General features: G+C 69.1%; 26 protein-coding genes. 11 read left to right on the top strand and 15 right to left on the bottom strand.

Going from position 1 to position 24,045, the window contains the following annotated elements; all coding sequences use genetic code 11:
* Positions 1 to 260 precede the first annotated feature (260 nt).
* The 4 genes from NE236_RS33110 (at position 261) to NE236_RS33095 (ending at position 3,599) form a co-directional block, all read left to right on the top strand.
* On the top strand, positions 261 to 530 hold the full coding sequence (locus NE236_RS33110; RefSeq protein WP_252846164.1) for a hypothetical protein: 270 nt from the start codon (positions 261 to 263) through the stop codon (positions 528 to 530).
* The gene (locus NE236_RS33105; protein ID WP_252846163.1) at positions 523 to 1,188 is read left to right on the top strand and encodes a DUF6879 family protein; all 666 of its coding nucleotides are present in this window, start codon (positions 523 to 525) and stop codon (positions 1,186 to 1,188) included. The genes NE236_RS33110 and NE236_RS33105 overlap by 8 nt, the downstream gene beginning before the upstream one ends.
* Before the next feature lie 148 nt (positions 1,189 to 1,336).
* Positions 1,337 to 2,521, top strand: a complete 1,185-nt coding sequence (locus NE236_RS33100) for an NB-ARC domain-containing protein (RefSeq protein WP_252846162.1) — start codon at positions 1,337 to 1,339, stop codon at positions 2,519 to 2,521.
* A 25-nt stretch (positions 2,522 to 2,546) separates the two neighbouring features.
* The gene (locus tag NE236_RS33095; protein WP_252846161.1) at positions 2,547 to 3,599 is read left to right on the top strand and encodes a tetratricopeptide repeat protein; all 1,053 of its coding nucleotides are present in this window, start codon (positions 2,547 to 2,549) and stop codon (positions 3,597 to 3,599) included.
* Here NE236_RS33095 and NE236_RS33090 read toward each other — a convergent pair.
* The 4 genes from NE236_RS33090 to NE236_RS33080 form a co-directional block, all read right to left on the bottom strand.
* Positions 3,596 to 4,336, bottom strand: a complete 741-nt coding sequence (locus NE236_RS33090) for a methionyl-tRNA formyltransferase (protein ID WP_252846160.1) — start codon at positions 4,334 to 4,336, stop codon at positions 3,596 to 3,598. The genes NE236_RS33095 and NE236_RS33090 overlap by 4 nt on opposite strands.
* Positions 4,337 to 4,688: 352 nt before the next feature.
* Positions 4,689 to 5,267, bottom strand: coding sequence for a DUF6879 family protein (locus tag NE236_RS33085; RefSeq protein WP_372494469.1), 579 nt, complete (start codon positions 5,265 to 5,267; stop codon positions 4,689 to 4,691).
* 217 nt (positions 5,268 to 5,484) lie between these two features.
* Positions 5,485 to 5,619 carry a DUF397 domain-containing protein gene (locus NE236_RS45305; RefSeq protein ID WP_372494472.1) on the bottom strand — a complete coding sequence of 45 codons (135 nt, stop codon included), beginning with the start codon at positions 5,617 to 5,619 and terminating at the stop codon, positions 5,485 to 5,487.
* A 2-nt stretch (positions 5,620 to 5,621) separates the two neighbouring features.
* Positions 5,622 to 6,449, bottom strand: coding sequence for a helix-turn-helix domain-containing protein (locus NE236_RS33080; protein ID WP_252846158.1), 828 nt, complete (start codon positions 6,447 to 6,449; stop codon positions 5,622 to 5,624).
* Between the two features lie 189 nt (positions 6,450 to 6,638).
* Between NE236_RS33080 and NE236_RS33075 the strand changes: the two genes are divergently transcribed.
* Together NE236_RS33075 and NE236_RS33070 are read left to right on the top strand one after the other, a co-directional pair.
* Positions 6,639 to 6,902, top strand: a complete 264-nt coding sequence (locus NE236_RS33075; protein ID WP_252846157.1) for a hypothetical protein — start codon at positions 6,639 to 6,641, stop codon at positions 6,900 to 6,902.
* A 2-nt stretch (positions 6,903 to 6,904) separates the two neighbouring features.
* Positions 6,905 to 7,132 carry a hypothetical protein gene (locus NE236_RS33070; RefSeq protein ID WP_252846156.1) on the top strand — a complete coding sequence of 76 codons (228 nt, stop codon included), beginning with the start codon at positions 6,905 to 6,907 and terminating at the stop codon, positions 7,130 to 7,132.
* Here the strand turns inward: NE236_RS33070 and NE236_RS33065 are convergent.
* Complete coding sequence (locus NE236_RS33065) at positions 7,115 to 7,993, bottom strand: sigma-70 family RNA polymerase sigma factor (RefSeq protein ID WP_252846155.1); 879 nt, start codon at positions 7,991 to 7,993, stop codon at positions 7,115 to 7,117. The two genes, NE236_RS33070 and NE236_RS33065, sit on opposite strands and share 18 nt — an antisense overlap.
* An 83-nt stretch (positions 7,994 to 8,076) precedes the next feature.
* Between NE236_RS33065 and NE236_RS33060 the strand changes: the two genes are divergently transcribed.
* The 3 genes from NE236_RS33060 (at position 8,077) to NE236_RS33050 (ending at position 9,918) form a co-directional block, all read left to right on the top strand.
* A complete protein-coding gene (locus tag NE236_RS33060; protein WP_252846154.1) occupies positions 8,077 to 8,526 on the top strand; it encodes a carboxymuconolactone decarboxylase family protein in 450 nt (149 codons plus the stop codon).
* Positions 8,527 to 8,618: 92 nt separating this feature from the next.
* Positions 8,619 to 8,801, top strand: coding sequence for a hypothetical protein (locus NE236_RS33055; protein ID WP_252846153.1), 183 nt, complete (start codon positions 8,619 to 8,621; stop codon positions 8,799 to 8,801).
* A gap of 151 nt (positions 8,802 to 8,952) precedes the next feature.
* Positions 8,953 to 9,918: a DUF8094 domain-containing protein gene (locus NE236_RS33050; protein ID WP_252846152.1), complete on the top strand. Its 966-nt coding sequence runs from the start codon at positions 8,953 to 8,955 to the stop codon at positions 9,916 to 9,918.
* A 40-nt stretch (positions 9,919 to 9,958) separates the two neighbouring features.
* On the opposite strand, the gene NE236_RS45300 is transcribed toward NE236_RS33050, so the two are convergent.
* The 4 genes from NE236_RS45300 to NE236_RS33035 all read right to left on the bottom strand — a co-directional run bounded on the left by NE236_RS45300 (position 9,959) and on the right by NE236_RS33035 (position 13,921).
* The gene (locus NE236_RS45300) at positions 9,959 to 10,081 is read right to left on the bottom strand and encodes an FAD-linked oxidase C-terminal domain-containing protein (protein WP_372494471.1); all 123 of its coding nucleotides are present in this window, start codon (positions 10,079 to 10,081) and stop codon (positions 9,959 to 9,961) included.
* 170 nt (positions 10,082 to 10,251) lie between these two features.
* Positions 10,252 to 11,178: a carbohydrate kinase family protein gene (locus NE236_RS33045; protein ID WP_252846151.1), complete on the bottom strand. Its 927-nt coding sequence runs from the start codon at positions 11,176 to 11,178 to the stop codon at positions 10,252 to 10,254.
* A 32-nt stretch (positions 11,179 to 11,210) separates the two neighbouring features.
* Entirely contained in the window at positions 11,211 to 12,779 is a 1,569-nt protein-coding gene (locus NE236_RS33040; protein WP_252846150.1) for a hypothetical protein, read from the bottom strand.
* Positions 12,779 to 13,921 (bottom strand): FAD-dependent monooxygenase, encoded by a 1,143-nt coding sequence (locus NE236_RS33035; protein ID WP_252846149.1) that lies wholly within the window; start codon positions 13,919 to 13,921, stop codon positions 12,779 to 12,781. The genes NE236_RS33040 and NE236_RS33035 overlap by 1 nt, the downstream gene beginning before the upstream one ends.
* A 280-nt stretch (positions 13,922 to 14,201) precedes the next feature.
* On the opposite strand from NE236_RS33035, the gene NE236_RS33030 reads away from it, so the two are divergent.
* A complete protein-coding gene (locus NE236_RS33030; protein ID WP_252846148.1) occupies positions 14,202 to 14,876 on the top strand; it encodes a GNAT family N-acetyltransferase in 675 nt (224 codons plus the stop codon).
* A 25-nt stretch (positions 14,877 to 14,901) separates the two neighbouring features.
* On the opposite strand, the gene NE236_RS33025 is transcribed toward NE236_RS33030, so the two are convergent.
* From NE236_RS33025 to NE236_RS33015, 3 genes are all read right to left on the bottom strand, one after another.
* A complete protein-coding gene (locus NE236_RS33025; RefSeq protein WP_252846147.1) occupies positions 14,902 to 15,324 on the bottom strand; it encodes a PPOX class F420-dependent oxidoreductase in 423 nt (140 codons plus the stop codon).
* A 324-nt stretch (positions 15,325 to 15,648) separates the two neighbouring features.
* On the bottom strand, positions 15,649 to 16,512 hold the full coding sequence (locus NE236_RS33020) for a helix-turn-helix transcriptional regulator (RefSeq protein WP_252846146.1): 864 nt from the start codon (positions 16,510 to 16,512) through the stop codon (positions 15,649 to 15,651).
* A gap of 59 nt (positions 16,513 to 16,571) precedes the next feature.
* On the bottom strand, positions 16,572 to 18,077 hold the full coding sequence (locus NE236_RS33015; protein ID WP_252846145.1) for an RNA-guided endonuclease InsQ/TnpB family protein: 1,506 nt from the start codon (positions 18,075 to 18,077) through the stop codon (positions 16,572 to 16,574).
* Between the two features lie 104 nt (positions 18,078 to 18,181).
* Here NE236_RS33015 and NE236_RS33010 point away from each other — a divergent pair, with 104 nt between their 5' ends.
* On the top strand, positions 18,182 to 19,108 hold the full coding sequence (locus NE236_RS33010) for an NADP-dependent oxidoreductase (RefSeq protein WP_252846144.1): 927 nt from the start codon (positions 18,182 to 18,184) through the stop codon (positions 19,106 to 19,108).
* Positions 19,109 to 19,340: 232 nt separating this feature from the next.
* Here the strand turns inward: NE236_RS33010 and NE236_RS33005 are convergent, their stop codons facing one another.
* From NE236_RS33005 to NE236_RS32995, 3 genes are all read right to left on the bottom strand, one after another.
* Positions 19,341 to 21,332 carry an ABC transporter ATP-binding protein gene (locus NE236_RS33005; protein ID WP_308209183.1) on the bottom strand — a complete coding sequence of 664 codons (1,992 nt, stop codon included), beginning with the start codon at positions 21,330 to 21,332 and terminating at the stop codon, positions 19,341 to 19,343.
* Positions 21,329 to 23,062, bottom strand: coding sequence for an ABC transporter ATP-binding protein (locus NE236_RS33000; protein WP_252846143.1), 1,734 nt, complete (start codon positions 23,060 to 23,062; stop codon positions 21,329 to 21,331). The genes NE236_RS33005 and NE236_RS33000 overlap by 4 nt, the downstream gene beginning before the upstream one ends.
* Positions 23,063 to 23,195: 133 nt before the next feature.
* Entirely contained in the window at positions 23,196 to 23,948 is a 753-nt protein-coding gene (locus NE236_RS32995) for a DUF429 domain-containing protein (RefSeq protein WP_252846142.1), read from the bottom strand.
* Positions 23,949 to 24,045: the final 97 nt, after the last annotated feature.

Raw genomic sequence — 24,045 nt, 5'->3', positions numbered from 1 at the left:
TCCAGGAATGCAGTAGAAACCGGCTTGACGTAGGTGGATCGGCACCCGATTCGGTGCTCACGGCGCAGATGTGACGATTGGAACGACCGGCGTTTAGCTGATCAAAAAAGGGTTATACGTTGCCATATCTCCTGCTGACGCAAGGTGATCGGTGTGATTCGTCTGGGCTGCTCGCCGTTGACTGTAGTCGGAACTCGGATCTATCCTGTGGTGCCGAGTATTGTCCTCCGAGTTGAGCGGCACGGGACAGGAGTTCCTTAATGGCGCATAAATGGAAAGCCGATCCGACGGTCGACTTCAAACGTCGACTTGGAAAATCCGCGCATGAACTGGGTACGACCGGCGGGAACGCCAGTTGTCCCGACATCTGGGAGTTAGACAATGGCGACATCGCCGTGATCGGCACGGAACTCTCGGCGGCATACCGGGAACGGCTACCCGAGGGGGTTTCGGTGGATCCAGGCGAGAGCCTTGTAGTGATTCCGCGCAGCACCATCGTGGCGGCGAAGGCGGATATCCCGGATGAGTAGGCCCTTGGGTGGCGCCGTCGGCAGCACTATGTCCCTCGAAGATTACTACGCCGACTTCGAGCGAAACTTCGCGACCACCAGGGAATTCTGGAAGCTTGAGCGCGGCCAGGAGTTCGCCGAGCCCGGGGACGCCAGCTGGGAGGCGTTCGACCGCGGCGACTGGGACGAGTCGATGCGCCTCCTCGAAAAGCGCCGCGCCGACCTCATCGACTACCACCGGGAGGCAGTGGCCGCCGGGACGCGCACCTACCGGATCCGGATCGTGAGCCTTCCTCTCACGCCCTATCTCCAGTGGGAGCTCAACCTACTGAAGATACGGGACGAGACCGGCGGCCCCATCCGCGTGCTCTCCGCCGACGGTGTGCGCGACCTCGAAGACCAAGGCCCGCTACCCGAGATCTACACGATGGACGACAAGGTCATGTACCAGGCGGTTTATGATGAGAGGGGCGTCCTGGAGGCCGCGCGCCGGTTCGACGATCAGCCTCTAATCCGGCGTTGCCGCGAATTCATCGCTGATCTTTATCGGCGGGGTGAGCCGATCGGGGAATTCTTTTCTCGGGAGGTCACTCAACTGCATCCCGCCCGCCCCGCGCGTCCGGCGATCCCTCCGGATTATCTCCAGGAGAGAGGACGTCCGGGCCCGATTCGATCGTAATCGCGCCCCCATGCAGCCGCCTGAAAACGAGTCCGGGGACCATTCGAATCGAGCCGACACCGAACGAGTCAAGGGCAATATAGTCCAGGCTCGCGACGTTGGCGGAATCAGTATCTACGGCTCGCCTCCTGCCGCGCATGAGCACGCCGTGCCCCGTCAGCTCCCCGGCGACGTCTCGAACTTCGTCAACCGGGAGCCCGAGTTGACGGCGCTGGCGGAATTCCTGGAGTCCGCGGGCGAGCAAGGTTCGCACTCCGCGAAGCTCATCGTCATCTCGGGATCCGCCGGAGTCGGCAAGACCGCCCTGGGCCTTCGCTGGGCCCACGCCATCCGTTCACGCTTTCCGGCGGGCGAGCTCTACGTCAACCTCCGCGGCTATGACGACGGGCCGCCGCAGGATCCTGCGGTCGTCCTCGACCGGATGCTTCGCGCCCTCGGTGTCCCCGGGACGGCGATACCGCCCGACGCGGAAGATCGTTCCGCTGCGCTCAGAAGCATCGTGGCCGACCGCGAAATCCTCCTCTTCCTTGATAACGCCGTTTCAACGAACCAGGTGAGGCCGCTTCTGCCGGGTTCGGCCCGGCCGCTGGTCATCGTGACGAGCCGCAGCACGCTGCCCGCGCTGGTGGCCCGGGACGGCGCACGCCGGGTCCAATTGGACATCTTGCGGGAAAGTGACGCGCTGGCCCTGTTGAAAGCCGTGAGTCAGGGAACGCGGCGTGACAGCGACGGGGACCTGCGGGAACTCGCGAGCCTGTGCGCCCGGCTCCCGCTCGCGCTGAGGATAGCCGGTGAACGTGCGGCCTCCCGGCCGATGATGCGGCTGACCGAGCTCATCGAAGATCTCAGGGACGACTCGCTCCTGTGGGACGCATTGAGTCTCGACGACGACTCGTCTTCGGACGCGGTGCGCACGGTCTTCACCTGGTCATATCGAGCGCTCTCGGCGGAGGCCGCACGGCTCTTCCGCCTGCTGGGCGCGAATCCCGGCGGCGACATCAGTCTGTCAGGGGCCGCCGCGCTCGCCGGCGCCCCGATTCGTACGACACGCCGCTCTCTCGACCTGCTGGTCGGCGCGTTCATGATGGAGTCGTCGGCTCCAGGCCGGTTCCGGCTGCACGACCTGCTCAAGGCGTACGCGCTCGCCGAGGCGCGCGCGACAGACTCGTCCGACGAACTGCGGCAGGCCCTTCGCCGCCTGACCGCGTGGTACGCCGCGACGATCAGGGAGGCGGCGCGGCTGCTCACTCCCGGAGACGTGTCACCGGTGCCGATCGACGAGCCGGACGTACCGCCTCCCTTGTTCGTTCGCCGATTCCCTGGCGGCCCTTGAATGGTTCGAGCTCGAACGCCCCAACGTGGTCGCGACCGTTCGGGCCACGCTGGACGACGAGCAGTTCGACAGCGCATGGTCTCTCGCGATGACCGCGCAGCCGATCCACATGCAGCACTTCGTCTTCGACGACTGGGACGTTTTGAGTGAAGCAGCGGTCGATGCGGCTCGGGCGCTGGGGGACCCCGCCCGTCTTGCGACGGCTCTGGACAACAGAGGCAAGTACCTCTTGCGCCGACGGCGCCTGGATAAGGCGCGCGAGGTCCTCGGCGAGGCGCTCCGCATCAGAGAAGACCACGACGACGAGCGCGCGGTCTGTGAGTCCCTCAACGCGTTGGGCCTGGTTCACCTATGGGCGAGGGAACTGGACGAGGCGGCCGGACTCTTCCGCCGAGCCGCGTCCGGATTCCGCGATCTGGGGGATCTCCGCTGGGAGTCCTTGGCATTGTCGAACGTCGCGGAAGCCTACCTGGAGGGAGGGGACGCGGAGCGGGCCCTTGAGCTGGTCGGTGAACTCCCGACCGTGTTCCAACGGCTCGGGGACCCCGCCATGCAGGGGAACGCGCTCTGGCTGATCGCGTGGGGGCAGCGGCTTCGGGGCGATCTCAGCGCGGCTTCGGCGGCGATCCATTCTGCTATTACCCTCGCGGAAGAGGCCAGCAATCGGATGTGGGAGGCGTTCTGGCTGATCGAGGCGGCTCGCGTCCATCTGGCCGAGGGCGCGCTCGACGACGCTATGAGCTGCTCTTCGATGGCCGCGTCCCTGCAACGGCAGATCGGTGACACGGGAAGAGAAGCCCTCGCTTTGGCCTGTGCGGGCGAGGTGCTGCAGGCTCTGGGAAATCTCGACGGCGCGTTTTCATTCCACCGTCAGGCTCTGCGAATGCAGGAGTCGGTCGGTGACGCCTGGCAGTCGGCGCTCGCGTTGGCGAACCTGGCCGACTGCGAGAAGTCTCGTGGCGACCATGCGAGTTCTTGTGCTCTTTCGGCGAGGACCCTAGAGCTGATCGAGCCTTTCCGCGACATGCGGGCGGCGGCGCTTCGCGAGCGCCTCGCTCTTCTCGCGGATGGACCTTAGACGAATTCGTACTCGGTGATCCACAAGAGGCCGTCCGAACACTCCACGGTCAGATCGCCGTGCTCACGCGGGCTCGTTCGGAGGATTCTCACTTGCCGGCCGTCCAGGTCGACCACAGGGCCCGAACCGTTGTTCAGGAAGCGGAAGACCCGGACCTGGTTGTGTGCGTCCTCTCGGCGCTGCTTCCAGGTGATCTTGTTCCACTCGGCTGGCGGGAAGCCCGCGTAGGTCGCCTCCTCCTCTGGCTGGAGCGAGCCCTCGGCTCCGGCGAGGACATCGGAGACGGCCTGGGTGAGCAGCCTTCCAAGATCCCCCTTCATCAGGTCCCACAGGTGCGAGTGAGTGGGCATCTCTGGTATTCGTCCGACCGTCCCCTGCGCGAGGATCGGACCCGCGTCGATCTTCTCGGTCATGCGGTGAATCGTCATTCCGAGATCTCTGTCGCCGTTCCGGATGGCCCAGGGTATCGGGGACGGGCCTCGGTACTTCGGCAGTAGGGAAGGATGGATATTGAGGGCGCCGTATCGCAGGGAGTCGAGGATGTCGCGTGGGATCTTCCAGTTGAATCCGAACACCACCAGCAGCTCGGGAGCGTAACCGTCGAGCATCGGGCGCAAATCCGCCGGGCCACCGGGAAGGAGGAGGCCCACCTCCCCGGGAAGCCGCGCGACGGTTGCCGTCAGGCCCTCCAGGAGATCAGGCTCGGGAGGCGTATTCGGCCGCATCGAACGACTCATAAGATAAACAATGGGATTATGTCCCATTGCTCGCAGAGTCTGATCGAGGTAGGCGAACTGGTCCGAGCCGGAAGATGCTATCGCCACCCGCACGGCTCTGCTCATGCCCGAAGTATAGAGCACGCTTTAGTGGCGGCAGGATCAATCTGTGATGTCGAGAATGCCGATGTAGCTGCGGTTTTGCCGAGGGAGGTGCGCTCCCGCTACCCGACGGTGCTCAGAGCCTTTCCGGCTGGCCGACTCGGGGATTGCGGCCATAACCGTCTATATCGACCGCCGAAATGATGCTAGCAGTCCGGATGGCGGGGACGTCTGTCGCCGGCAGGTGATGAGGTGGACTGACCGAGCTGCGCTACACCAGATAGTCGCGGAGCGGGATGGCCTTCTGGCGGAGTGTTCCGATGGTCTTTTCCAGTGCGGCGATGACCTTCGGGTCGTGCGTGACCCAGCCGCCGGTCTGCAGGCCGACCTCGCTGGAGCCGTAGTCGTGGATGAGGGCGGTGTGCCGGTCGAAGAGAAGGAAGTCGAAACGCCGCTCATCTGGCAGATGTAGCGCCGGATCGCAGACGACGACTTCGATGTTCTCACCCATGTCGGCGCGGATCCGGTAACTCAGCAGCTCGTACCCCAGGTAGGCGGTCAGCGGCTCCTGGATGAGGCGTACTCGTGCATACTCGATCTCCCGCTTCTTGACGTCCTCGTACAAGGGACGGTCGGCCTGCGCCTCATGGTGCAGCAGCTTGCGGGCGGCCTCGATGTCGCCCCGCTCGTACGCTGCTTGCGACTCGCTTGCTTCCCGCTCCCGGTAGGCCTGCCAGCATTCGAGCTTCAAAAATCGCGACTCGATGCGTGACCAGGCGCTCGCGAACGCGACGCCAAAGCCGTCAAGATCAAGCCGCGTGCTTCCTTCGAGTGCCCATGTTGGTGGCACATTCACCCTTCCGGAAAGTCGACTCCTGCCGTAGCTCCGGAAATCTGGAGGGCCCTCTCCGCGTCGGCGGCCATACGTGTTTCTACGGCGACAGTCGGCAAAACTAGACATCGCTCGCGAATCAACCGGGACCGTCGGGAATCTCGTTTTCTGCTGTCCCGCCAGGCGGGAAAACTCTCGTGTGACGGTACAGCACAGAACGCGGGCAGTCGGCCGCCTACGCGTCGTCTGCCGAGCGGGCGTCCCGTGTGCTGATCGTGTGGGACAGTGCGGCTACCTCGACACAATCCGCACCACCTTGGCCGGTGTAGGTGCTTTTGCGCCACAGTGCAGTAAGCGACACGTCCAACATGGTCACCCCAGGTTCTCCAACGTTTTGCTGATCATTTTGAGGGATTCGCTCCGCGGATAAGACTCACCCATGACGAGGTCGAAGCGCACGCGGTACTCGTTTATCGTCGTCAACTCCTGGGTGAGCTGATTGACACCCGGTCCCTCATGATAGGCGATCTCCGTACCGTCGGGGAGGGTTAGAGAGATGAACATCCCATCGAGACCGGCGTAGGTCACGGATTCGAACGGCAGTACCCGTACGTGAACGTTCGGTGAGCTGGCTAGATGGGTGAGTTTTGCCAACTGTGTGCGCATGGCGTCGCGTCCACCGATGTTGCGATGCAGCGCCGCCTCGTCGATGACGAACCATGCCTGCGCCGGTGTCTCGCGATCAAAGACTGCTGTCTGTCTCTCTATGCGGCCTGCCACCCTCTCGTCCAGCGCGCGCGGACCCTGACTGGTACTCATGAGTGCTCGCATGTAGTCCTCCGTCTGCAGCAGGCCGGGAATGACCTGCGCGCTGAACGCTCGAATGATTTCTGCCTGCGCTTCCAGCTCGGCGAACTGGGGAAACCCGGGCAGAAGTACCTTGCTGCGACGGTATTTCTTGATCTTCTTCCACTGGCGGTGGAAGAGTCCTTCGGTGGCGAAGCAGGTATCGAGGTCCTGAGCGAAGGCCTCGGAGGGCGGCTTCTCGCAGGCCTCGACCTTTCCGATCCACTGCGGAGTGCAGCCCAGCGCTTCTGCGAGCTTGTTTCGGGACAGGTCTGCGGTCTCGCGTCGAAAGCGCAGCTCATCGGCGAAGGTCTCGAGGAGAGGATCGCGGTCACGATCGCCTTGAAGTGACATTGGGTGTCTCCTAGTTTCAACACCCACCGATCATGATTTCTGTCATGGGTGTTGTATGGGGGGATGGTGGTTCGTAGCTCACCGTAACCGATCCTGTGATTGTGGTCATCGGAAATCCGGATGGCACATCAACGGGAGCCGGGAATGAATCGGTACACATCAGAAGACGTCTACGCATATGCGAAGTGGTTGACCCAGGAATGTCAGGCGGCGGGGCTGAACGCCGAGCAGTACGGCGCCGAGATCTTCATTCATGGAGCGAGTCACCACCTCAGCGAGCGAATCATCTGCAAGCCGGACGCACAGGGCCATCTCAGGTGGCACTGGTCGTGGGGAGTGCCGATCGGCCGCCTCGACGACTCGTCCCGGCTCCTCGGCGTCGACGACATCCAGGACCTGATCCGGTCGATCAGCAAGGTCGTTTGCGTTCCGCTGCGCCGAACCGGGATGTGACGATGACTCCCGAACAGCAGCTCCTGCGGTCGCTTGCGGTGCTGCGCGCCCTCGTCGACTCGCTGGCGGCACGATCGCCGTCGGAGGCGAGGGATCTCCTTCAGCTCGACTTCCTCATCCGGAGGTATCCAGCCGCCGCACGGATGAGCCTGCAGCGCCGACAACGGGCTCAACCGGATCCGGCGGAGCCCGGCGACCGCCTCGGCAGCGGCTCACCCCGGAGCCGGTAGGTCCATCGACGCGAGCCTGGCCGGGTCGATCACGGCCGCGATACGGGCGATCCGGCCGTCGACGACGGTGAACGCGATGACCGAGAGTGGGGCGCCGTCCTCGCGCCAGGACGCGATCCCGGGAAGGCCGTTGACGAGCACTGCTCGCCCCCGCGCCGCTGCGCCTGCGGACAACTGCGCGCCAGAGGCGACCGCGGTGGCGCCGAGGGTGACGACCACACCATCGGGGGTGGCGACGGTCAGCCTCACCTCGGGGTCGAGCACGCGCAGCAACCCCTCGAAGTCGCCGCGGCGAGCCGCCGCCAGGAAGGCCTGGACCACCTCTCGCTGCTCCCGTCCGACGACCGTCGGCCGGTCGGTCGCCTGCACCTTTCGGCGGGCGCGGCTGGCGAGCATCTTGGTGGCGTCGGTGGACTTGCCGAGGATCTGGCCGATCTCGTCGAACGGCACCGCGAACAGGTCGTGCAGCACGAACGCCAGCCGCTCGCTCGGCCCGAGCGACTCGAGGACGACGAGGAGCGCGAGCCCGACCGAGTCGGCGAGCGCCACGTCGTCCTCTGGCGCAGGGCCGTCGTCGACCGTCACTACGAGTTCGAGCAGCCGGTCGTCGTAGGACGCCTCAGGGTGGGCCTGGCGCGATCGCAGGACGTCGAGGCTGATCCGGCCGACCACCGTGGTCAGCCAGCCGGCGAGGTTGTGGATGGTCGCCTCGTCCTGGCGGGAGAGCCGCAGCCAGGCCTCCTGGACGACGTCCTCGGCGTCGGCGTGCGAGCCGAGCATGCGATAGGCGACCGCGCGCAGCCGGTCGCGCTGGGCCTCGAACGCCTCGGCCACCGGGTCCGTCGGGCTGGTGTCGGACATGTCGTTACCTTCCTTTGATCTGTCCCGTCATGGGTGATGACGGGCCCGGATGGGCACAGGTAACCGACGAAGGAGCGGGACCGATGGAAGCACGCATGAAGAGCTCGGGGAATCCCGAGGTGATCGCAGCGATCCAGCAGCTCAACAAGGCGATTTACGCCGGTGGCGTCGACCCGCTCGTGCTCGAGCTGGTCCACCTGCGGGCCAGCCAGATCAACGGCTGTAGCCCGTGCGTGTTCGCCGGGGTCGCGTCGGCGAAGAAGCGCGGAGAGACCGAGGAGCGGCTGCACAACGTGGTCACGTGGCGCGAGACGCCCTTCTTCACCGAGGAGGAGCGGGCAGCGCTCGCGCTGACCGAGGCCGCCACCCGGATCCAGGACGGCGCGCCGGGCGTGACCGACGAGATCTGGGACGCCGCCGCCGCCCACTTCGACGAGAAGCAGCTGTCCGCGATCATCCTGGATATCGCACTGACCAACTTCTTCAACCGGATCAACCGCACGATCCGGGAGCAGGCCGGCAAGACCTGGTGAGCTGGGCGGGGCGTCATCCGCCCGGAGGCCGCGCCTCCCCGCAGTCAAGGGATGACGCCCCGCCGACCGAGGCGCCGAGTAGCGCGAGGTAGATGACCACGAGAACGCGAGCCCTACCGTACGGGCGGCAGCACGCAGAGCAGCAGATCCCGGTCGACGTCGCCCGCGCGCGGTTCCCCGGCCTGAGACTCCCGGTGGGGTTCACCAGCCCCGTGCGCATCGCGCTGTGGCGGTGCTCGGTGTGCTCGGCTACGCCGTCGGCTGGGTCGCGTTGATGGTGATGATCACCTGACTGGCGTCGGCGGCGGGCCGTCACCTTGGTAAGCGGAGTGGCGAAGCCGCGGCCGGATCGGACCCCAGGTGCGGTGATGACCTGCGTTTTCAGTATGATCTGGGGCACTTTGCCGCCTCTTTACTGGAGTTGGAGTGCGATACCGGATCGTCATCGGGGCCGTCGCCGTCGGCTCGCTCGTCGCCGGATGTGGCGGCGGCGGGACCAAGAACACCTCTGCGCACCAGTCGTCACCGAGCAGGTCGCACGCGGCCGCCGCGCTGACCGAGGCGCAGGCACGAGCGATTTTTGCCAACTACGAGAAGGTGAACAACGAGGCGAACGCGAAGGTCTCCGACGCGCTGCTGCGCCAGAACGAGACCGGGCCGATGCTCGAGGTCGACCTGGCCGGCAACAAGCGCATCCGGGCCAAGCAGGAATCGAAGATCAAGCCGTTCCACTACAAGAGCGCTCAGTTCTTCATCCCGCGTGACGTGAGCCCTGCCTGGTTCGCCGCCTTCGCGCCGGTGAGCAGCAGCGATAAGGAGTACGTCGTCTTCGCCGACACCGGCGGCGGCAAGTACAAGGCGGCCACGGGATCCTGGCTCGCGAAGGGGCAGAAGTTCCCGTCGATCGCGCGCGGCGCGGACGGCTCCGCGACGGCCGTGACGACCGGGCCGGCCCTCGGCGTCGGCACCCGGCTCTCCTCGTACCTGTCGTACGTCGCGGCCCGCCAGAAGGCTCCGGAAGGGTTCGCTCCCGGTCCGCTGACCTTGAAGCTCGGTCAGCGCTGGGCCAAGGACGTTTACAAGATCAACAGCGCCAATCGGTGGCGGGGCCGTTCCGAGTGGGCGGCCCGGACGCAGCCCGTCTACGCGTTGAAGACCACCGACGGCGGCGCGCTGGTCCTGAGCCCCGCGGTCCAGGCGTTGGTCTACACGGCGATACAGCCGCACGTGTGGTACCAGCCCCCTTCGGACTTCTACGGCCTGGGGCCGAAGCGCTACTACAACCGCTTCAGGGGCGAGTGGCTGTGGACGTTCGCGACCTATGTGCCGCCCCAGGGCCGGGCATCCGTCGTGGCCAGTGGCGTACACGCGATCAGCGCGACCGGGAGCTGACGTCACACGTTCGTCAGGGACCGGCCTTCGGGTCGGACGCTCAGAGGGCCTTGCCCGGGTTGAGAATGCCCGCCGGGTCGAGGGCGCTCCGGATCGCCCGGTGCACGGCAGATTCTTCTATACGGAATTGATTTCCGAAATTCTGTGAGGTCGGGGTAGCCAGGAAGCGGTGCGCTGTGTCGATCGCATCGGTCGGTCACGTCGAGTGACCGTTGCCGCAAGAGCGGCCGCCGTGGCGGCGCCCCCCGCCCGGGTGCCGGCCGTCGACGTCGGCGACCGCCGACCGCCGCACGGGGCACCCGACCGGTCGGATGGCTCACGTCGCCCCAGGGGTTATGCCACGTCGTCGCCGATGGGATCCGCCGTGCGCAGGCCCTCCGCCGAAATCAGGGCGGTCGAGCCCGGGGCCGTGCAGGCGTAGGCGCCCGCGACCGCGCCCAGGCGCGCGCAGTCCTCCACGTCTCGGCCGGCGAGCCTGCCGTACAGGAAGCCGCAGACGAACGCGTCGCCCGCGCCGTTGGAATCCACGACCGGTGCGGGCGGGACGGCCGTCGGAACGTGCCGCGGGGTGGGGCCGCCGTCTCGGGTGAGGAGGTAGGCGCCGTCCGCGCCGGCCGTGGCGACCACGGTCTCCGCACGGCCCTCGCGGAGGATCTCGCGCATCAGCGCGGTGATGCCCTCGCCCGCGCCCGCGGCGCTGAGGAAGACGAGGTCGGAGCGGAGGGCGAACTCCCGGTGATGGTCGGCCAGTCCGTCCCAGTCGTGCAGATCCGTGGAGACGGGCACGCCGAGCTCTTCGATGTCGTCGTAGAGGAAGCGCGCGAAGCCCATGATGGACAGGTGGACGTGGCGGGCCCGGCGCAGCCAGGGAAGGTAGTGGTCCCGGGGCATCCGCAGGTCCGCCGGGTCGCGGCCGTCGTAGAAGGACATTCGGCGGCCGGTCGCGTCCACCAGGTTCACCGCGCGGCGGGTGCCGGCGAGGGAGATCAGCGGGGCGAACTCCACGTCACCTTCGGCCAGCCGCTCGCGCACCTGCGCGCCGATCCAGTCGTCGCCGATGTAGTCGAGCAGCGCGACCGACAGGCCGAGTGCCCGGGCGCCGAGGGCGACGTTCCCGCCGGTGTGGCCGGGCCATTCCTCGATCGGGTCGACGTGGACCGAATCGGCGAGGGGGACCGGCAGGGAGCCGACGCGGACGATGGTGTCCACCCCGCTGCCTCCGACCACCACGACGTCGTACTCCGCCTGCTGTGGGACCACCGGTTCCGCCTCCCCGCTCGAGCGGTGTCCCATTATCGCGTCGGGACGGAACGCTCTTTCACGTCCGCGGGGGCGGAGTCCTCAGCGCGGGCCGCGCACAGATACGGGCGGGCCAGGGCCAGCGCGAGCGCGGTCAGGCAGATCCCGACGTAGACGGGTGCCAGGTGCCAGAAGTCGGTGTAGCCGATCTCGGAGTGCACCAGGACGGCGGGGACATAGCCGGTGATCGCGGCGAGCGTCAGCGTCCACCAGACCCACGCCTCGCCACGACGCCACCCCCAGGCGGTCAGCAGCGTGATGGCCACGGCGGCGGCCATCAGCGCGCCACCGAACCCCGCCCGGTCGTGGGCGATGAACGGCAGCAGATGCGGGCTCGCGGCGCGGAGGTCGCCGGCGGTGGTGTGGAGGAAGACCAGGTCGCTGGGGACGAACACGTGGGTGAGCCCAGTGACGGACACGATGGCACCACCGGCGAACAGGCCCAGCCCGGTGACGATGAGCAGGAGCTGGCCCAGAAGCGCCCTCCGCCGCTGGGCTTCCGGGCCCTCCGGCGTGAGCGTCCACCGAGGGCGGGCGGGGCGCCGGCGGGTGGCGAGCACGAACATCGGGAACAGCCCGACGGCGACCGCGGTGTGCAGCGGCTCCACGAACCCGAATCCGAGGAAGTAGAACAGGGTGGGGAACCCGATGGCGCCGGAGGCCAGGTAGGCGTTCCGGGCCCAGGGCCACCCGCGCCGGATCCCGCCGACGGCCAGCCCGGTGTAGAGCACCCCGATCGCCACCATCGTGCTGGCCATGGTGATCCTGTCGTGCTGCAGGAAGTGCACCAGGTGGTGGTCGATGGCGTGCAGCCGGTGCAGGTCCATGCCGAGGAAGTCCCGGTCGTACCAGAGCAGGACCGGGCCGAGGGTGATGGCGGCCGCGCCCAGGCCGGCGCAGATCATCCCGATCCCCACGCAGAGCCCCCACCACCAGGCGGGCCACCGGCGAGGGTCGCGGCCGACCTCGCGCACGCTCGGCGGCGGGTACGTCGGCGTGGCCGCCTCGGTCACCCGCTGGAACCAGCCGGGTCCCGCCTCCACCAGCGTCGCCGGGGTCGCCAGGACGGCCTTGGTGTCATCGCCCAGCGCGGCCAGGGCATCGGCGATGGCCGGGGTGGCCGGGCGCACCAGGTCCGCGTCGTCGGTCAGCACCGCGTCGACGTCGGAGGAGAGCGCGGCCGCCACCTCGGGATCGGCCGTCCGTACGAGCACCGGGCACCGTCGGCCGGCCGCCGCCTCACGCACCAGGCCGACGTCGTCCCGGCGGACCGGCGCCACCACGATCAGGCCCGCACCCTGCGTCGGGAGCGCGCGGACGGCGTCATGTGCCGTCTCCGGCGGCACCACCGCGCCCAGTCGTGTCGCCACCTCGACGCCCGCGACGGTTCCGGCCAGCACCGCTGGGGGCGGCGTGTGACCGAACGCGCCGACGATCAGCCGGCGGCCGCCGGGCAGCGAACTCAGCGTCGCCAGCGTCCGCAGGGCGGCCCGTTGCGATCGCCGCACGCCGAACAGGGCGCCCGCGACTCCGCGCAGCGGTTGGTAGGTCCAGTCGGGCATCAGGGCCTCCAGCCCAGAATCGGTGCCATGGACCGCAGGCTCGCCCCGCTCGGTGTCAGCCGGGCGGTCAGGTCGCGGGCCAGCGCGGCCGGCGGCCACGACCACTGGCCGACCGCCCCCAGGCGGGCGGACCGGCGTACGACGTTCTGGGTCCGTGACCTGCGCCGCCGGTCGTAGTCGGCCAGTGCCGAGGCGACGTCCGGCGTACGGTCGAGGCAGGCGGCGAGAACGACGGCGTCCTCCAGCGCCTGGCAGGCGCCCTGCCCCAGGTTGGGCGTCATCGCGTGGGCCGCGTCGCCGAGCAGTGCCACCCGGCCGGCGGCATAGCCGGGCAGCGGCGGCAGATCGTAGATGTCGTGCCGGAGTACGCCGTCCTCGGGCACCGCCGCCAGCAGGGCCGGGATCGGTTCGGCCCAGGCGCCGAACCGGCGGTGCAGCTCCGCCCACTCCCCGTCCGGGGAGTTCTCATCGGCGGGGACGGTGGCGGTGGCGAAGCAGTAGACCCGGACGCCCGGCATCGAGGTGAAGCCGAAGCGCTCCCCACGGCCCCAGATCGAGGCGCCACTGCTGAGCGGGGCGGGCAGCGGCTCCGTGATCATGCGCCAGGCGGTGTACCCGGCGTACCGGGGCGGCCTCGCCTCGGGCCATCGAAGCGAGCGTACGGTGCTGCGCAGGCCGTCCGCGCCGACCACCAGCTCCGCCGAGACGCTCCCGCGGTCGTGTTCGACCAGCACCGCGTCGCCGTCATCGTGGAGTGCGGTGACCGTGGCCGACGGCCGGAGCGTCCGTTCCGGCAGCGCCTCGACCAGGACGCGCACCAGGTCGGCGCGGTGCACCACGATCAGCGGCAGCCCGAACCGGCGCTCGATCTCCGCGTTGTCCGTCCGCGCCAGCCAGCGGCCTGCCCGGTCGCGCACGCCGCCGCCGCTCTCGACCGCCCCCAGTTCCCTGACGCGGTCGGCCAGGCCCAGCACCGCGAGGGCCCGTAGCGCGTTGGGCCACAGGGACAGGCCGGCGCCGATCTCGGTGAACTCCGGGGCCCGCTCGCAGACCTCGACCCGCCAGCCCTGGCGGCGCAGGGCCAGCGCCGTCGCCAGCCCGCCGATCCCGCCGCCGACGACCACCGCGGTACGTCCCGTCATGACGCCCCCTTCCCCGCACGCCGGCGTCACCGTATGCCCCGGCGCTCGGGCGCTTGCGCAGGATCTCCCATTATTGGCGAAAGATCCAATACGTCCATGTGTGTCGGCCGCAGTTCGGGGAGCGGTCAGCGCCTGGCGTGAAGGTCGGGCGAGCTGGGAGATCGCCGCTGACGTCATTCAGTGCCTGCAGCGGCGGCGCCGCCCGGTGGATCGACCCGTACGGGAGGCGGGGGCGAAAATCAGGTGCGGCCGGGCGGGACCGCCACTCACAATCTCGGGCATGGCATCGTCGCACTGGCCTCTGTTCGACCTGCGGTTGCGCACTCCGCGGCTGCGGTTGCGTGTTCCGACCCTGGAGGATCTGGACGCGCTGGCCGATCTGGCGATCGACGGCGTCCACGACCCCGACGTGCAGCCGTTCGCCGTGCCGTGGACCGATGCCCCGCCGGTCGAGCGGGCGCGAAGCCTCCTGCAGTACCACTGGTCGCAGTGGGCCGCCTGGAAGCCCTCGGCCTGGGTGCTCAACCTGGTCGCCGACCTGGACGGCACGATCGTGGGGAGCCAGGGGATGACCGGGAGGGACTTCGCGGTCCTGCGTGAGGTGTCGACGGGATCGTGGCTGGGACGGCGGTACCAGGGACAGGGGATCGGGACCGAGATGCGCGCCGCGATGCTGCACCTGGCGTTCGCGGGGATGGGCGCGGAGTACGCCGTCTCCGCCGCGTTCGCCGACAATGCGGCATCCCTCGCGGTCTCCCGCAGGCTGGGCTACCGGGAGGACGGAATCGAACGCCATGCCGTCCGCGGTCGTCCCGTGGTGTCGCGCCGGTTGCGCCTGGACCGCGCCGGCTGGCAGGCACGGCGGACCATGTCCGTCACGATCGACGGGCTGGCTCCCTGCCTGCCCCTCTTCGGTCTGGCCGACGCCGAAGTCCCTTCACCGGCGGCGTCGTGACGCGCGGTACGGGAGACGGGCGGGGCTATCCGCCCGCTTGGTCGCTGTCCTTGAAGCCGCCCCAGCCGTGCCAGCGGTCGATCTCGATCCAGGCGCTGACCCGGCCACGGTCCCGCTGCGGGTACGGCCGGCCCGTGTACTGCCGGGACAGCCGGTCGATGTCGGCGAGATCCTCGTCGTCGCGCATCTCAGCGAGGTGCCCGATGAGGGTGATGTGGGTGTACCAGTCATCGCCGTCGAGCACCGTCAACGTGACCCGGGGGTCGTCGCGGATGTGGTCGAGCCGCTTGCGGCCCTCGTCCATGTTGATCAGCACCCGGCCGCCGTCCCAGAGATACCAGGTGGCCGTGGACACCGGCTGTCCGTCGGACCGCAAGGTGGCGATGACGGCCGGGTTGGGCTTGCTGAGCATGGCGACCGCGGTCTCGGGGAGCGGCGGCTTCGACATGAGTTCTCCTCCTCTGTGTGGCGCGCGGCCCTGTGTCGATGGACCACGCCCGGTGCCCAAAGGACGCGTATCCACGCTGCCACACGGCGGGAGCGGCATCCGCACCGCCCCGGCCGGGGGCCGCGGTCCCGGGACTTCGCGATCTCGAATCGGGTGACTCCCCGCCGACACCGACGCCCATGCCCTCGCGACCTTCTACGGGGCAGTCGTCAAGGGCATGTCCGCCCAAGCTCGCGACGGCGTCGCGAGGACCGACCTGGAGCAGATCGCCGAGACGGCCCTCCACGCCTGGCCGGAGCGGTAGGCGCTGAGGCGCGACTGCCGTCAGCGGCGTTCGGGGGTGGCGGGGACGAAGTCGTCGTGGCCGAGGACGCGCAGCAGGCTCAGATGGTCGATGGTGGCCGTGCCCGGCGGCGGCGTGAAGATGGTCAGCCGCTGGTCCTCGGCCGGGCTCAGCAGCGTCTCGCACTCCAGCTCGAGGGGCCCGATGGCGGGATGGTCGACGCGGACTCGGCTGGTGCGTTGTACGGCGACCTCGTGCAGTTCCCACAGGGCGGCGAACTCGTCACTGGCCTCCCGCAGCCGGGCGACCAGCCGGGTCGAGGCGGCGTCGTTGCCGCGCCGGGCGACGGAGGCGCGCAGGTCGGCGACGTGGGCGCGGCCCTGCCGCTCGCGCTCGTCGGGCGGGTAGATCCGCCGGACCGTGGGGTCGGTGAACCAGCGCCAGACGATGTTGCGGTCCTGCTCGCGGACCGAGCAGATGCAGCCGAGCAGCGCCTCGGCCATGGTGTTGCGGGCCAGCAGGTCACCGAGGTCGTTGGTGATGTGCGCCGGGGTCTCCGTGAGCCGGTCGAGCAGGTACAGCAAGCTCGGCCGTACGTGGTCGCCCGCCAGGCGTCCCGCAGGCGGCCGGTGCCCGGCCAGCAGGTACAGGTGGTCGCGCTCGTCGTCGGTCAGGCGGAGCGCGTGGGCCAGCGAGGTGAGGATCTGCGGCGAGGGCTGCGGGCTCCTGGCCTGTTCGAGGCGCATGTAGTAGTCGGCGGACATCCCGGCGAGCTGGGAGACCTCCTCGCGGCGCAACCCGGGCGTGCGACGGCGCGGCCCGGCCGGCAGGCCCACCTCCTGGGGGCGGAGTCGTTCCCTGGAGCGGCGCAGGAAATCGGCGAGCTCACGGCGGTCCATCTGCATAGCGCCATCATCGCCGAGGTTCCCCCGGGGTCCGGACGCTCAGCCAAGGATCACGGATCCTAGTGCCGCATCAACATACGTTGGCCGTGTTTGACCATCGTTGGTTGATCCTCGCCTGGGGGGCGAGCGACTCCCCACGGGGGTGGGGCGGGCCGCGGCCGGCCATGGGACCCGTTGGCGGTGCCGTGATGGGGGCGTCGTCTTGGGTCACGCCGTGCTGGTGCGGTACCGGGGAGGTGCCGTCCGGCTCGACGGTGCGTGATCACCACCGGGAATGGATTTTTGCTGTTGGTGGTGATGGTTCCGCTCGGGTTGCGCCGGGCGATGTTGGCGCCGCCGACGAGGTCGCGGTGCCCGTTGAAACCACAATGCATACAGGTGAATACGCGTCCGCGGGGTTTGGGGACCCGCTGGTCGCAGGACGGGCAGGTCGATGACGTGCCGCGCTCGTCCACCAGAACGACGCGGATCCCGGCTTGTTCGGCCTTGTCTTTCAGGCAGCGGAGGAGGTAGCCGATCCGCCAGGCCCGGACGCGCTGGTTGTGCCGCCGACCGGCCTTCAGGTCGAGGACCCCGCGCGGGTCACCGACCACCAGCGTCCCGACCCGCCGCTGCACGGCCCAGCCGACCACGGTCTTGGCCGCCTCATGCTGAGCCTGCTTGACCCGACGCTTGTGACGGGCCTCCAATTTCCGCTGCCGGGCCCGGTGTTTACGCCACCGCCGCGACCCGGCCTGACCCGGCTTCGGAGCTCGTTTGGCGACCGCGCGGCGACGGCGCTTGGTGTCTTTGAGGTGCAGGTGGGTCTCGGCACGGATCGCCCGCCCCGACACGATCAGGCCTTCCCCATCCGGTCCGGCCACCGCGAACGGATGAATCACCCCCGGATCCACCCCCGCCACCCGCCCCGGATCCGGCTCACACCCAGGCGCATACGTGGCGACAGGGACCTCGGCACTCACTTCGATGAACAACCGGCGGTCCTCGTTGAGCAGGGTGACCGACCGGACCTGCTCCACCGGGTAGGGCACAGGGCGATCCAGCCGGACCCACAGCGGCGGGCACCCTCGTGCGGTCGCCAGCCGAAGCCGCTGACCGTCGAAAGCGAAATGGCGATAGCGGAACCGGACCGGGACCAGGCGACGCTTACGGCGCGGGAACCGGGCGGTGGCATCACCGCTCTTGCGGCGCTTCGCGGCGGCGAACCACGCGTCGCTGTAGTGGCGCAGCACCCCTTCGGCGCAGGAGGAGTTCAACTCGCCGAACGCCGCAGGCCCAGCCTTGTGCAGTTCCCGGCACAGCTGCTGGAAGTTCGTGATGCCGTGCAGGCCGCGCTGGCGCCGCCAGCGGTTCATGTCCAGCACACAGGCCCACACGTCCCCGTTTGCCAGGAGTAATCCGAAGCACCGCCGCCGCTGGGCGGGCGTGACGCGCAGCCCCACCCGGGCGGTGCGCATCACCACCCGGGCAGCATCCGGATCAACACGTCGAGGCATGAGGCGATTACAGCAAGTACCTACGACAGAACAGCGCCACCAGCCATCCGTGGGCGGATCACCGGACACGGAATCCTAGGAAGAACCGTCCGCTCGTCCCCGCCGTGGACGTTTGGCAACCTGGTCGGTGTCCGGCCTCCAGCCGGCCGGAAGCCAAGACCAGGGAGTTTGCGATGCCGAAGGCAGTCAGGTTCGAGCAGTACGGCGGGATCGAGGTTCTTCAGGTAGCCGATGTCGACCGGCAGGTCCCCGGGACCGGTCAGGTGCTCGTACGGGTGAAGGCGGCGGCGATCAACCCGGGTGAGGCGATGATCCGTCGGGGGGCGCTGCACGAGCGGTGGCCCGCGACGTTCCCCTCGGGACAGGGCAGCGACCTTGCCGGGGTGGTCGAGGAGGTAGGCGACGGCGTCGAGGCGTACACGGCCTGTGACGAGGTCGTCGGCTTCACCGACGACCGGGCGAGCCACGCCGAGTACGTCCTCGTCGAGGCCGCGAACCTCACCCCGCGCCCCGCGGGCGTTCCGTGGGAACAGGCCGGGGCGCTGTACGTCGCGGGCACGACGGCGTACGCGGCGGTGCGCGCGGTCACGGCGGGACCGGGCGACACGGTCGTGGTGTCCGCCGCCGCCGGGGGAGTCGGGACGATCGTGGTCCAGCTCGCCCGCAACGCCGGAGCACGGGTGATCGGCCTGGCGAGCGAGGCCAACCACCGGTGGCTCGCGGACCACGGAGCGATCCCGGTCGCCTACGGTGACGGCGTCGCCGACCGCATCAGGGCCGCCGCCGCGCCCGACGGGAAGGTCGACGCCTTCATCGACGCGTTCGGCGGCGGCTACGTCGACCTCGCGATCGAGCTGGGGGTCGCTCCGGAGCGGATCGACACCATCATCGACTGGGCGGCCGCCGAGAAGCACGGGGTCAAGACCGAGGGGAACGCCGCGGCGGCGAGTGCCGAGGTGCTGGCCGAGCTGGCCGCCCTGGTCGGCAAGGGCGAGCTGGACGTGCCGGTCGCCGCGACGTACCCGCTCGACCAGGTCCAGGACGCCTACCGCGAGCTGGAGAAGCGCCACACCCGGGGCAAGATCGTCCTGAGGCCGTGAGGCGCGCGGTGCGGGGGACGGCCGTGTGCGGCGGAGCACACGGCCGACCCCTTGGCGAGTTCGCTACATGCCGTAACCGAGCTCCTCGGCGGCGACCGCCCACAGCCGGCTCTCGTTCCGTACCGCGTCCGGATCGAGCTCGGCGAACGCGGCGAGGGTGCGGGCGGCGATCGCCTCCAGCTCCCTCGTCGTCGCCCCCGGCTCTCCTCGCCTCGCGGCGCGCCCTGCGGAGTCAGTCGACCTCCGCGACAGCCTGGGCGAACTGCGCCTTGTACAACCGGGCGTAGGCGCCGTCGGCCTTGAGGAGCTCGTCGTGGGTGCCCTGCTCGACGATGCTGCCGGACTCCATGACGAGGATGAGGTCCGCGTCGCGGATGGTCGACAGCCGGTGGGCGATGACGAAGCTGGTCCGGCCCTTGCGCAGGGAGTTCATCGCGCGCTGGATCAGGACCTCGGTCCGGGTGTCGACCGAGCTGGTCGCCTCGTCCAGGATGAGGATCGTGGGCCTGGCGAGGAACGCGCGGGCGATCGTGATCAGCTGCTTCTCACCGGTGCTGACGTTGGTGCCCTCGTCGTCGATGACGGTGTCGTAGCCGTCGGGCAGAGTGCGGACGAACCGGTCGACGTGCGTGGCGCGGGCCGCCTCCACGATCTGCTCATGGGCGGCGCCCGCCGCCCCGTACGCGATGTTCTCGGCGATGGTGCCGCCGAACAGCCAGGCGTCCTGCAGCACCATGCCGGTCCTGGACCGCAGGTCCTCGCGGGTCATGTCGGCGATGTCGGTCCCGTCGAGGGTGATGCGGCCGCCGGTGACTTCGTAGAACCGCATGAGCAGGTTGACCAGGGTCGTCTTGCCGGCGCCGGTCGGGCCGACGATGGCGACGGTCTGGCCCGGCTCGACGGCCAGGGAGAGGTCCTCGATCAGCGGTGTGTCCGGGGAGTACCGGAACGACACGTGCTCGAACACCACCCGCCCGCGTACCTCTTCGGGCCGGACCGGCGTCTCCGGGTCCGGCTCCTGCTCCTGGGCGTCCAGCAGCGCGAAGACGCGCTCGGCGGAGGCGACGCCGGACTGCAGCAGGTTGGCCATGCTGGCCACCTGCGTGATGGGCTGGGTGAACTGCCGGGAGTACTGGACGAACGCCTGCACGTCTCCCAGGGACAGGGAGCCCGACGCCACCCGCAGGCCGCCGACGACCGCGACGAGGACGTAGTTGAGGTTGCCGATGAACATCATCGCCGGCTGGATCAGACCGGAGATGAACTGCGCCTTGAAGCTCGAGGCGTACAGGCTGTCGTTGTGCTGCTGGAAGGTCTCCAGGGACTCGTCCTGACGGCCGAACACCTTGACCAGGGAGTGCCCGGTGTACATCTCCTCGATGTGCCCGTTCAGCCGGCCGGTGGTGGACCACTGCTTGATGAACTGAGGCTGCGCCTTCTTGCCGATCCTGGAGGCGACGATCACCGAGACGGGCACGGTCACCAGCGCGATCAGGGCCAGCAGCGGCGAGATGAAGATCATCATGGTCAGGACGCCGACGATGGTGAGCAGCGAGGTCAGCATCTGGCTCAGGGTCTGCTGCAGCGTCTGGGCGAGGTTGTCGATGTCGTTGGTGACGCGGCTGAGCATCTCACCGTGCGGCTGGCGGTCGAAGTAGCTCAGCGGCAGCCGGGCCAGTTTCGTCTCCGCCTGCTCGCGCAGCCGGAACATCGACCGCTGCACGATCGTGGTGGTGAGCCGGCCCTGCAGCAGGCCGAGGACCGCGGCCACCGCGAACAGTGCCAGCGCGATCATCAGGACAGCGCCGACCTTGCCGAAGTCGATGCCGTGGCCGGGCACGACGTCCATCGAGTTCAGCATGTCCGCGAGGGTGCCCTGGCCGGTGCTCCGCAGGTGGGCGACCACGGCGGCCTTGCTCGTACTGGCGGGGAACCTCCGGCCGAGGACACCGGCGAAGATCAGGTCGGTGGCACGGCCGAGGATCTTCGGACCGACCACGGCCGTCGCGACGCTCGCGACGGCCAGGAGCAGGGTGACGAGGATGAGCGGTCGCTCGGGGCGGAGCATGCGCAGCAGCCGCCGGCTGGATCCGCCGAAGTCCAGGGACTTCTCCGTCGAGCGCCCGGCCATGAACGCGGCCGGTCCGCGGGCCATGCCCGGCCCGCCGGCCGGCCCCGGACCGCGGCGCGGGACCGTACGTTCTTCGGAACCAGGCGTACTCACGCGGCCTCCTGCTCAGTGAGCTGGGAGAGCACGATCTCCCGATAGGTGTCGTTGGTGTCCATCAGCTCGTGGTGGGTGCCGGTGCCGACGACGCGGCCCTCGTCGAGGACGACGATGCGGTCCGCCTGCCGGATGGTCGAGACGCGCTGGGCGACGATGACGACCGTCGCCTCGGCGGTCTCGGCCGCCAGCGCCGCGCGCAGCGCCGCATCGGTCGCGTAGTCCAGGGCGGAGAACGAGTCGTCGAACAGGTAGATCTCGGGCCGGCGTACGAGGGCGCGGGCGATGGCCAGGCGCTGGCGCTGGCCGCCGGAGACGTTCGTGCCGCCCTGGTCGATCCTGGCGTCCAGGCCGCCCTCCATGTGTTCCACGAAGTCCCGGCCCTGAGCGATCTCCAGGGCGTGCCAGAGCTCCTCGTCGGTGGCGTCCGGTTTGCCGTAGCGCAGGTTGGAGGCGACCGTTCCCGAGAAGAGGTACGGCTTCTGCGGGACGAACGCGACCGCGTCCGACAGCGTCACGGGGTCCAGCTCGCGCACGTCGACCCCGTCGACGAGCACGGTGCCGCCGGTGGCGTCCATGAGCCGGGGGATGAGGTTCAGCAGCGTGGTCTTGCCGCTGCCGGTCGAGCCGATGATCGCGGTGACCTCACCGGGCCGGGCGGCCAGGTCGACGCCGCACAGCACGGGCTCCTCCGCCCCGGGGAAGCGGAACTCGACGTCCCTCAGCTCCAGGTGGCCGTGCACGCCGAGGGTACGGACCGGGTCCGTCGGCGGGACGACGCTGGACTCGGTGTCCAGCACCTCCTGGATGCGCTCGGCGCACACCTCCGCGCGCGGCACCATCATGAACATGAAGGTCGCCATCATGACCGACATGAGGATCTGCATGAGGTAGGCCAGGAACGCGGTGAGCGCGCCGACCTGCATCGACCCGCCGCTGATCAGGTGGCCGCCGAACCACAGGACGGCGACGCTGGAGACGTTGACCACCAGCATCACCAGCGGGAACATCAGGGCCATCAGCCGGCCGGTCCCGAGTGACACGTCGAGCAGCTCGGTGTTGGCGGTCGCGAACCGCCGCTGCTCGGGGACGTCCCGGACGAATGCCCGGATGACGCGGACCCCCGTGATCTGCTCGCGGAGCACCCGGTTGATGCCGTCGATGCGCTCCTGCATGACCCGGAACAGCGACCGCATCCGGCTGATGATCAGGCCGATCACCACGCCGAGAACGGGGACGATGATCAGGAGCAGGGACGACAGCGTCACGTTCTGGTTCAGCGCCATGACCATGCCGCCGACGCCCATGATCGGGGCCGCCACCATCATGACGAAGGTCATGAGGGCCAGCATCTGGACCTGCTGCACGTCGTTGGTGGTCCGGGTGATCAGTGAGGGAGTGCCGAACCCGCTCACCTCACGGGCCGAGAACGCCTGGACGCGGGTGAAGATGGCCGACCGCAGGTCGCGGCCGACGGCCATCGCGGTGCGCGCGCCGAAGTAGACGGCGCCCACCGAACAGACGATCTGCACGAGGGACACGGCGATCATGACGCCGCCGGTGTTCAGGATGTAGCCGGTATCGCCCTTCACCACGCCCTGGTCGATGATGTCGGCGTTGAGGGTCGGCAGGTAGAGGCCGGCCAGCGTCTGCATCAGCTGCAGCACGACGACGAGCGCCAGCGGACGGCGGTAGGGGCGCAGGTGAGCGCGCAGGAGTCGGATCAGCACACGGGACTCTCTCGGCGGGGGACGGTGATAGGGGGAACCGCTCTACGGTGCCAAATCGCGTGGAGCAGGTGCAACCAGAAAAACTACCCCCAAGGGGCGACAGAAGGGGGCGGCGTTCACGCCGTCGTGATCTTCACGCTCCAGGCCGAAGATCGGTCAGGGGACTCGTGGGAAGCGCGATCCATCCTTCGGACCTCGCCGCCTCGATCTGGTGCGCCTCCGGCGTGGTGGCGAGGCCGCGGAACGCGGCGCGGGCGGTGAGCGCCGCGACCACCGCGTCCGTGGCGTCGTGCGAGCGGCGGCACAGCGACTCGTGCGGGCCGAGATCCAGCCAGGGCGCCGCCGCCCGCAGGGCGTCGACCAGCCGGCCGAGGGCCGCCGCGTCTTCCGGGCGCTTGTAGCCGCGATGCGGCAGACCCCACGACCGGAGGGACGCGGCCGGGTACACCTCGACGACGACGCCCGTGCCGCACCGGTCCACCGGACGGCCCGCCCGCGCGAGGTGGGACAGCAGTGCGGCGCAGCGCATCGCCGTGTGGCCGATCCGGTCGGCGGAGACGCTGAGCGGGGTCAGCCCGGTCCGCTCGTGGACCACCCGGTCGGTCAGCCGCAGCGCGAGGTTCCGGCGCCAGTCGCGTCCGCGCGTGCCCGCCGGCACGTCGACGTGCCCGGACCGGTGCGCGGCGACGAACTCGACGAAGGGGACCGGCCAGCCGAGCGGGCAGTCGATCCCGGCCTTGTCCGCCGCCATGAGCGCGTCGACGAGCATGCCGTCCTCGCAGGCGCGGTCGATCCCGCGGACCGAGCACCCACCGGAGTCCCAGTCCAGCCAGGCGAGCGCCGTGTTGCCGGCCTCCGCGGCGAGGTCCACTCCGACCGTGAGCACCACATCACGATAGAGCGCTTCCCCGGGCGGGCCGAGACCGCCGATGCCGGTGGACCATCGACCGTGAGTGAGTCAGGATGTACGGGGCGGGGGCGTT

This window comes from Actinoallomurus purpureus (assembly GCF_024055795.1).
In the GTDB taxonomy this organism is placed as follows: Bacteria; Actinomycetota; Actinomycetes; order Streptosporangiales; family Streptosporangiaceae; genus Actinoallomurus; species Actinoallomurus purpureus.
The sequence above is the reverse complement of the archived record's forward strand: the minus strand, read 5'-3'. Positions and strand labels throughout refer to the sequence as shown.

Coding starts and splice junctions, on each gene's coding strand:
- NE236_RS33110 (WP_252846164.1), top strand. CDS start 261: ATGGCGCATAAATGGAAAGCCGATCCGACGGTCGACTTCAAACGTCGA.
- NE236_RS33105 (WP_252846163.1), top strand. CDS start 523: ATGAGTAGGCCCTTGGGTGGCGCCGTCGGCAGCACTATGTCCCTCGAA.
- NE236_RS33090 (WP_252846160.1), bottom strand. CDS start 4,336: ATGAGTCGTTCGATGCGGCCGAATACGCCTCCCGAGCCTGATCTCCTG.
- NE236_RS45305 (WP_372494472.1), bottom strand. CDS start 5,619: ATGTTGGACGTGTCGCTTACTGCACTGTGGCGCAAAAGCACCTACACC.
- NE236_RS33080 (WP_252846158.1), bottom strand. CDS start 6,449: ATGTCACTTCAAGGCGATCGTGACCGCGATCCTCTCCTCGAGACCTTC.
- NE236_RS33070 (WP_252846156.1), top strand. CDS start 6,905: ATGACTCCCGAACAGCAGCTCCTGCGGTCGCTTGCGGTGCTGCGCGCC.
- NE236_RS33065 (WP_252846155.1), bottom strand. CDS start 7,993: ATGTCCGACACCAGCCCGACGGACCCGGTGGCCGAGGCGTTCGAGGCC.
- NE236_RS33060 (WP_252846154.1), top strand. CDS start 8,077: ATGGAAGCACGCATGAAGAGCTCGGGGAATCCCGAGGTGATCGCAGCG.
- NE236_RS33055 (WP_252846153.1), top strand. CDS start 8,619: ATGACCACGAGAACGCGAGCCCTACCGTACGGGCGGCAGCACGCAGAG.
- NE236_RS33040 (WP_252846150.1), bottom strand. CDS start 12,779: ATGCCCGACTGGACCTACCAACCGCTGCGCGGAGTCGCGGGCGCCCTG.
- NE236_RS33035 (WP_252846149.1), bottom strand. CDS start 13,921: ATGACGGGACGTACCGCGGTGGTCGTCGGCGGCGGGATCGGCGGGCTG.
- NE236_RS33030 (WP_252846148.1), top strand. CDS start 14,202: ATGGCATCGTCGCACTGGCCTCTGTTCGACCTGCGGTTGCGCACTCCG.
- NE236_RS33025 (WP_252846147.1), bottom strand. CDS start 15,324: ATGTCGAAGCCGCCGCTCCCCGAGACCGCGGTCGCCATGCTCAGCAAG.
- NE236_RS33020 (WP_252846146.1), bottom strand. CDS start 16,512: ATGCAGATGGACCGCCGTGAGCTCGCCGATTTCCTGCGCCGCTCCAGG.
- NE236_RS33010 (WP_252846144.1), top strand. CDS start 18,182: ATGCCGAAGGCAGTCAGGTTCGAGCAGTACGGCGGGATCGAGGTTCTT.